Origin of the sequence: Mesorhizobium sp. M7A.F.Ca.AU.001.01.1.1 (genome assembly GCF_004022735.1) — a bacterium.
GTDB lineage: Bacteria > Pseudomonadota > Alphaproteobacteria > Rhizobiales > Rhizobiaceae > Mesorhizobium > Mesorhizobium ciceri.
Genome location: NZ_RZPF01000837.1, coordinates 1 through 2,553, shown reverse-complemented (window position 1 = coordinate 2,553; position 2,553 = coordinate 1). Strand labels below are relative to the sequence as shown.

The 2,553-nt window shown below is 61.6% G+C and carries 3 protein-coding genes, 1 tRNA gene and 1 pseudogene; 2 read left to right on the top strand and 3 right to left on the bottom strand.

Features of this window, described 5'->3' with window-relative positions:
• Positions 1-250: pseudogene (locus EN884_RS32660) on the top strand (FGGY-family carbohydrate kinase); the annotation flags it as partial.
• A 95-nt stretch (positions 251-345) separates the two neighbouring features.
• Here the strand turns inward: EN884_RS32660 and EN884_RS32655 are convergent.
• Entirely contained in the window at positions 346-831 is a 486-nt protein-coding gene (locus EN884_RS32655; protein WP_063167948.1) for a BA14K family protein, read from the bottom strand.
• Between the two features lie 257 nt (positions 832-1,088).
• Here EN884_RS32655 and EN884_RS32650 point away from each other — a divergent pair.
• Positions 1,089-1,164: transfer RNA gene (locus EN884_RS32650), tRNA-Lys, on the top strand.
• Positions 1,165-1,411: 247 nt separating this feature from the next.
• On the opposite strand, the gene EN884_RS32645 is transcribed toward EN884_RS32650, so the two are convergent.
• Positions 1,412-1,882 carry a nucleoside deaminase gene (locus tag EN884_RS32645; RefSeq protein WP_063170230.1) on the bottom strand — a complete coding sequence of 157 codons (471 nt, stop codon included), beginning with the start codon at positions 1,880-1,882 and terminating at the stop codon, positions 1,412-1,414.
• 129 nt (positions 1,883-2,011) lie between these two features.
• Positions 2,012-2,553 (bottom strand): TOBE domain-containing protein (locus tag EN884_RS32640; protein ID WP_128360996.1); only part of this gene is annotated, 542 nt, incomplete at its 5' end.

The window sequence follows — 2,553 nt, the reverse complement described above, 5'->3', positions numbered from 1 at the left end:
GGACTGGACCATGCAGAGGCTGGCCGACATCCTCGACGCGCCGGTCGACCGTCCGACCATCCTGGAGACGACGGCGCTGGGTGCCGCGTGGCTCGCCGGGTCGAAGGCAGGCGTGTGGCCGGATGCCAAGAAATTCGCGAAGAGCTGGGCGCTGGAGCGGAGGTTCCAGCCGGCCATGGATGGCTCTGCGCGCGCAGCCAAACTTGCTGGTTGGCGCGATGCTGTGCGCCGGACGCTGAGCACGCCATAGGCCTCAGTTGGCAGGGGTGACCGAAAAGAAAGGCCCGCGCCACTTCTGGCATGGGCCTTCAATGCAGCACTATCAATTACTCCCACTCACCCACATCAATAAGGCGAGCGGCACTCCCTGCGGGGGCCGTAATTCGGCTGGAACGTGTTGTCCGAAGCACGGTAGCTGCGGTAGTGGTCGTAGCACCATCGCACATGCGCATTGCCTTCATAGACGCGGTTGTTTTCGTTGTTGATGATTGCCCCGGTAATCAGCGCGCCGGTAGCGAAGGCCGCAAGCGGGAACCAATAATCGCCGTGACGACGGTAGCCGGGGCGATATTCACGATAGCCCCGATGGCCGTTCCAATACATGCCGCGATTGCGGGAAAAATTGCGGTCACGCGAAAAACTGCGGTCACGCGAAAAATTGCGATTGTAGCGGTCCTTGCGCCACTCCCGGTACTGGACTGTCTGTACATCCGGCACCGCGACCTGGGACTGCGGCACATAGTTCGGTTGGGCATTAACCGACACCGCCTCCGCCGCAACGAATGTGGCGGAGAGAGCGGTCGCCAGCAGGCTCGTTGTGATTCTGTTCATTGGTCTTCTCCTCGATGGTTTGGCGGACGTCCCTGTGCCCGAAAAACGAGCGGCGCATACAATTGTTCCCCAGACTGGATGCCACCGTCAGGCATAAATGGCAGCGTTCCTTGGCCGTTCTCCCCCCGACAGCGCGTGGGACAAGTGCCGCGACAGGGCGAAGCCGCCCGTGTTTGCGAGACCTCTTTTTCCGGTTGACCGGTCGAGGCACTCTCCCTATGTTCCGCGCAATTTCGAGGGCCGCCTTTCGCCCGCGGGAGCGCGTAGCTCAGCCGGTAGAGCAACTGACTTTTAATCAGTAGGTCATGGGTTCGAATCCCATCGCGCTCACCATTGTTTTAGCATTAAATATCAGCCACTTAGGGCCTTTGAGTCTTTGAGAAAGCAGCGACTGTCCGAGTTTTCACGGCCTGCACGCCCTTCTCAAGGATCTCGCCACGGGCAACGCATGACAAGATCGTCCGACTTCGGATCGTTGATTCTACAAGTCTTTGATTTTGTTGAACGGCGGCGGCGGCTCCCACCGCGATCCGACAGTCACTGCTGCCATTGATCGACCTTACCGGCCGGGACGAAGCCGTCAGCGCTTCCAGAAATCGCGGTGCGGTGCGAGCATCTCGTCGGCGATTTCGGGGAAGGGGCCAAAGACCTCGATCTTTCTCTGGCCGGAGCCGAGGACGGTGCGCGAAGAGAGGCTCATCGTCGGATTCTCCGCGTGATCCCCGGTGAGCGCCAGGAGTTCGGTCTCCTCGACCCCGTAAACCAGCCGCCCGATATTGGCCCAATACATCGTGCCGGCGCACATCGCGCACGGCTCGAAGGTTGAGACCAGCGTGCATTGCCACAGGAACTCCGGCGCGTAGGCAGCCGCGGCGCGGCGGGCGAGCTCCGTCTCGGCATGGCGCACCGTGTCGAGATTGCCCTGCCGCATCAGCACGCGGTCATCCGGCCCGACCAGAACGCAACCAAAGGGATGATGCCCATGTGCCGCCGCCTCGCGCGCGACCGCGTCGGCGGATCGAAGGTGGGCGAGCATCTGATCGCGTGTCATGGCAAAACCCCGGGACGCCGACATCCACCCGATGAGCGGCTCTTTGATCCGAGATTGCTGCCAAGCGATGCGAGTGGCAAGAGCGAACCGTGGCTTGAGACCTTTGCGCCGGGATATCAGACCTTTGCGCTAGAATCGCCGACCGGTCTTGGCGTCGAACAGATGAGCACAGGCGCGGTCGATCTCGATGCGCATCTGCGCGCCTTGCTTCAGCGCAAGCCGCTCCCGGAACAGGCAGGAGATTTCCTCGCCGGCGCAGTCGACCCTGGCGAAGATTTCCGAACCCGTGGCTTCCAGAAGCACGATCGTGCCGGCAATACCCTGGGAAATCGTTGCTCGGATATGTTCGGGACGGATGCCGTAGATGAGTTCACCCACGGGAATTTTTGCCAGGTTGATGCCTTCCGGCAGCGGCAGGGTCAGCCCACTGGCGCTGCGGAAAACGCCTTCCTCGACGCGGCCGGCAATGAAGTTCATGGCCGGCGAGCCAATGAAGCCGGCAACGAACAGATTGGCCGGACGGTCATAGAGGTCGAGCGGCGCACCGATCTGCTCGACAAGGCCGTCATGCAGCACGACGATCTTGTCGGCCATGGTCATGGCCTCGATCTGATCATGCGGGACGTAAATGGGGGTGGGGCCCAGCCGCTGGTGCAACGCCTTGATCTCGC

Bases quoted from the DNA above. Each gene is read 5' to 3' on its own strand.
- EN884_RS32645 (WP_063170230.1), bottom strand. From the start codon at position 1,882: ATGACACGCGATCAGATGCTCGCCCACCTTCGATCCGCCGACGCGGTC.
- EN884_RS32655 (WP_063167948.1), bottom strand. From the start codon at position 831: ATGAACAGAATCACAACGAGCCTGCTGGCGACCGCTCTCTCCGCCACA.